Genomic DNA, 4,599 nt, shown 5'->3' with positions numbered 1-4,599 from the left:
AGCAATGCGAGGTATCCAAACAGCGAAAAAGTTAGGCTTTTCTGTCGGAATCTCTACAACTATGACTCCGGAATCTTACCGCGATGGAGAATTAGACAGAATTGTTAAATTGGGGAAAAAGATAGGCATCCATGAAGTCCTCGTTTTCGATGCTTTGCCAACAGGAAGATATAAAGAGCGGCAAGACTTAGTTGATAACAACGACTGGATAGAAGAGATGATTCAGTCAGCTAGAAAATATAACCAAAATCCCAATTATCCGGGAGTAGTTTTCTTTGCTTATTTTACCAGTCATCGCAGCGTCGGTTGTTCTTGCGGTACAAGCTATTTTTACGTTTCGCCTTACGGTGATATTATGTCCTGCGATTTCAACCATGCCAAGTTTGGCAACATTCTCGAAGAACCCCTTTGGAAAATCTGGGATAGATTGACAACTCTACCCGAATTTTGTCAGGCAAAGTGGGGTGGATGCAAAATCAAAGATTCTGAATTTCGGCAAAAAGAAACTGTCTCAAGTGGCAACCTCAATATCCACATTTAGTAATTCACCATTACCTTATGATTTCACTCCTCTATCTCACACCAATTCTGGCAAACTGCAACTTCGATAAAAGTCCAACTATACCCATCGTGCTGTTTGAGCTTTTTATTTTTGCTGGAGTTGCTGCCGCTTTCATAATACTTCGTAAAGTCACAGATAAATTACCCCTACGCTTTCTCATAATGAGTGCGGGAGTAATGATGTTTGAGTTGTTTACCGCTCCCATGTGGCATAACTTCAGAATGGGGCAATGGGCGTATGTTTACCACGATGTTAGTTGGATATTAACTATAGGTTGGGCAGAGTTAATTTTGGGGGTTGTGCTACTGGTAGATAAACTTTTACCAGATTGGAAAGAGTGGAAAAAATTTGTAATTTATCTAATTATATTGACACTGGCAGTCATAGTTTTAGAAACGATTGTGGTCAATATAGGACTTCGCAGTTACGCTCCGGAAGTTATCGAGGCTACTTCAGGTATTTGGGTGGCGGGAGTACCGCTAGAAATCCTATATTATGTACCCGTGTTTATGGCATTGGTCATCGCATTTTACAAATATTGGAGTTTTGTAATAGACGATATTCCCCTCATACCTGTAAAGCGCAGGAAATGGGTACGCAGCTTTTTCCTTGCTTTCATGGGAATCTTCTTATTTGAAGTAATGATTGAGCCAATGGTGAGCAATGAAAATTTTCCCAAGTGGTCGTACATTTTTCACGATATTAGCTTTATCCAAACAGGGATGTGGATTCTCATTGTCGGGTTTGCTGCGGCTGTAGTTGGTAAATTTTTCATCAATTATCCAACTCCGCAAAGATTTGCTATTGCTGTAATAATTACGACTGCTATAGCTTGGCCGATCGAATCTTGGTTGATGCAAAATAACTACCGAGTTTACAATCACAGCACAGTGGAAACTTGGCTCGGTTATAAGACGCCTATCCTTAATACACCAGTAGAATTAGCTTTTGCTATACCCATTTATATGGCATTGATTATTGTGTTCATTCGCTACTGGGAAACGGTAATTGACAATAGATTGTGATTGTAAATTCTGAGGTAAATCGCAAATGTTAGGACAACGAATGAGTGAAAATGAAAAATTAACTTTTCATCTGTTAAGTGTTTTTGTGGGAGCGCTCGTTATCTTTGTTTTCTTAGTCGCCACTACGGGTAGCGTACAAAATGCGGTCACAAGTTTAATGTTTTTAGCAATCTGTACGCTGGGAATTGGAATTGCTCTTCTTGGCGCGATCGCTTGGTTGATCGGTTTGATGATAGTAGCGCCTATTTGGGGCATCATTTGGGGAGGAATTTTACTATATAAATATCGTAATTCCGGTGAGGGGGAAACCAGTGCCGATCGCATTTCGCAAGCAAGTACATCGATCGCGCCTAACCCCACATTACCCCGCCAAGAAAGTGTACCGCTGACTTCTCAACAAATGGCTTTAGTTAAATATATGAAACAAGGCAAAGATAAATATGGTTGGAGCGACACTCAAATTGCTAATAGACTCAGATTTGAAGGTTGGAGCAATCAAGAAATTGAGGAAGCTTTAGGGATTTTTAATAATACAATAAGCTAGAATTATGCAGCAGCAAACAATGTTCGATCGCTGGTGGATATATCAGCGAGAACGCTTCCCAATTGTAGCTCATGGAGTACTAATTGCAATTTTCAGCAGTGCTGCGATTAGCTATTCTGTCCTGCTGCGCGGTGGCACAAAAATACTGAATCTCAGTACAATAATAGTTGCCTTTATCAGCGTTTTTCTCTTCTTTTTGCAACTGCGGATTGCAGATGAATTTAAAGATTTTGATGACGATTTGCGATACCGTCCTTACCGTCCCGTTCCCAGAGGTTTGGTGAGTTTGCGCGAGTTAGGTTGGCTGGGTGTTGCTACTGGCATAATTCAGCTAAGTTTGGCTGTTTGGTTAACACCAACTTTGGCATTGTTGCTGGGTTTGGTGTGGCTTTACTTTGGGTTGATGTGCAAAGAATTCTTTGTGCATAATTGGCTAAAGGCTCATCTTTTGGCTTATATGTGCAGCCACATAGTAATTGTACCCCTGATTAATTTGTATGCAACAGCTTGTGATTGGTTAGTGGCGCAGGCGTCCCCGCCTGCGGATATTTTTTGGTTTTTGGTCGCTAGCTTTTTTAATGGGATGGTAATTGAAATCGGACGCAAGATTCGATCGCCCAAAGATGAAGAGTTCGGTGTCGAGACTTACAGCGCTGTTTGGGGACGGAAAAAAGCTGTGTTTGCTTGGCTTGGCGCGATCGCATTGACGGCGATCGCATCCTTTATATCCGCCTCCCAAATCGACTTTGCAACACCTGTCGGTTGCTTGCTAGCGATATTATTCATTGTTGCGATCGCTGTGGCATGGCTTTTTCTGCGTCAACCGATTACTAAATGGGCTAAACTTATAGAAAAAACCTCTAGTCTCTGGACATTGCTTGTATATTTAAGTTTAGGTATTGTACCGCTGACATTGCGCTTGTTACATTACTTGCCTTATTGATGAAGCTAGTGCTTAAGTGACATTATGCAAATTATAAGTCGGGAATACAGATGGACAGTTCGGGATTTATGCAAAGATATTATAATTGAATTTTCTCTAAAATTCAGTGTGGTATTGATAGTTCTGGCAATATTCATAAAGTTGTCCGGATTACCTTTAAGAGTGATGCTGTCTTTCCTAGTGCCTATTTTAATTTTAATTGTCTTGTTCGTTAGTCTATTATTAACCTTCTTGATTGCACAGGAGAACAACAGGGCGTACAAAGCTCATCAATTTGAGATCGGTGATGAACGGATAAAAATATATTTTGTAGATGGTAGTATAATAGAAATAAATCTGGGCAATATTCAGAGGGTCGTGAAAAGGCGTACTTATTACTTCATTGTTTCGCAAAAGCAATTTTATTACTTACCATCGAAAGCTTTCTCATCTCAAGAGGACATCTACAACTTTAATTCATTACTGAAGAACAAAAAAATTAATCTAACATGGAAATTATAATCAATTTGGAAACATTGGCACTAGGGAGTTTAAAAACTTATTATGAAAACTTGGATGTAGCGGGAAAGGAAGAGGTGGCGTCTATACTGGGAGGTAAGGCAAGAGCGATCGCCCAATTGCAACAAGCAGGTTTCCTCATCCCCAAAGGCTTTGTACTCTCCCCCACAGCTTTTGAAACCAGTCTTAATTTTGTAGAAAGATTTTATGAAAATTCTTTATCTGTAGAGACGTTTGATGAAACGTCTCTACAACAAAATGAAGTGAAAATTCAGAGATTGCTGACCAACCTCCAACTACACAAAACAGTCAAATTAGAATTACTCTACACCCTGCATCGACTTTGCCCGAATGGGGAATTAGTAGCAGTGCGATCGTCTGCAATTGAAGAAGATAATGTGCAACATTCTTTCGCAGGACAACTCGATAGTTTTTTGAACGTACCGCTAGAAGAAGTAGCAGAAAAAATAGTAGCAGTTTGGCAATCGAATTTTAGCGATCGCATCTTGAATTACCGTCGAGAACTTGGCTTGTCTGCAATGCCAAAACCCCCCGCCGTGCTAATTCAACGCATGGTTAATCCCACAGTATCCGGAGTTGCTTTTGCAGCAGATCCGGTAACGGGAAGACGGAGTATAGCAGTAATCGGTGCGGTTTGCGGTTTGGGTAATTCTTTAGTATCGGGAGAAAACGAAGGCGACACCTATCATGTCGATCGCCAAAAAAACATCATTCAACGTCAAATAATTGGCGAAAACCCTATCCTTAGTGACGAACAAATCCTAGCAGTTGCAAAGCTGGTACGTGAGGTAAGCAATTACTTCGATCGACCTCAAGATATTGAGTGGGCAATTGAAGATGGACAAATTTATTTATTGCAATCTCGTCCCATCACCGCACTGACACAAATCTCCGATCCTGATGGCATTTTCAATATTTGGGATAACAGCAACATCGCGGAAAGTTATAGCGGCGTCACCACACCCCTAACCTTTTCTTTTGCGCGTCGCGCTTATGAAGAAGTGTA

The 4,599-nt window shown here is 40.7% G+C and carries 5 protein-coding genes; all 5 read left to right on the top strand.

The genetic code is table 11. The features are described 5' to 3' along the window. Positions 1–541: SPASM domain-containing protein (locus H6S82_RS19535; RefSeq protein ID WP_191056586.1), on the top strand; the 541-nt coding region annotated here is incomplete at its 5' end. Positions 542–558: 17 nt separating this feature from the next. After that, positions 559–1,587, top strand: a complete 1,029-nt coding sequence (locus H6S82_RS19530) for a hypothetical protein (protein WP_190472983.1) — start codon at positions 559–561, stop codon at positions 1,585–1,587. Between the two features lie 25 nt (positions 1,588–1,612). After that, entirely contained in the window at positions 1,613–2,131 is a 519-nt protein-coding gene (locus H6S82_RS19525; protein ID WP_190472980.1) for a hypothetical protein, read from the top strand. 4 nt (positions 2,132–2,135) lie between these two features. Continuing rightward, on the top strand, positions 2,136–3,074 hold the full coding sequence (locus H6S82_RS19520) for a UbiA family prenyltransferase (RefSeq protein ID WP_242057026.1): 939 nt from the start codon (positions 2,136–2,138) through the stop codon (positions 3,072–3,074). Between the two features lie 488 nt (positions 3,075–3,562). Beyond that, positions 3,563–4,599: PEP/pyruvate-binding domain-containing protein (locus H6S82_RS19515; protein ID WP_277926498.1), on the top strand; the 1,037-nt coding region annotated here is incomplete at its 3' end.

Origin of the sequence: Planktothrix sp. FACHB-1355 (assembly GCF_014748295.1) — a bacterium.
Taxonomy (GTDB): domain Bacteria; phylum Cyanobacteriota; class Cyanobacteriia; order Cyanobacteriales; family Aerosakkonemataceae; genus Aerosakkonema; species Aerosakkonema funiforme_A.
This window is presented reverse-complemented; position numbering and strand designations above follow the sequence as displayed.

Bases quoted from the DNA above. Each gene is read 5' to 3' on its own strand.
- H6S82_RS19530 (WP_190472983.1), top strand. From the start codon at position 559: ATGATTTCACTCCTCTATCTCACACCAATTCTGGCAAACTGCAACTTC.
- H6S82_RS19525 (WP_190472980.1), top strand. From the start codon at position 1,613: ATGTTAGGACAACGAATGAGTGAAAATGAAAAATTAACTTTTCATCTG.
- H6S82_RS19520 (WP_242057026.1), top strand. From the start codon at position 2,136: ATGCAGCAGCAAACAATGTTCGATCGCTGGTGGATATATCAGCGAGAA.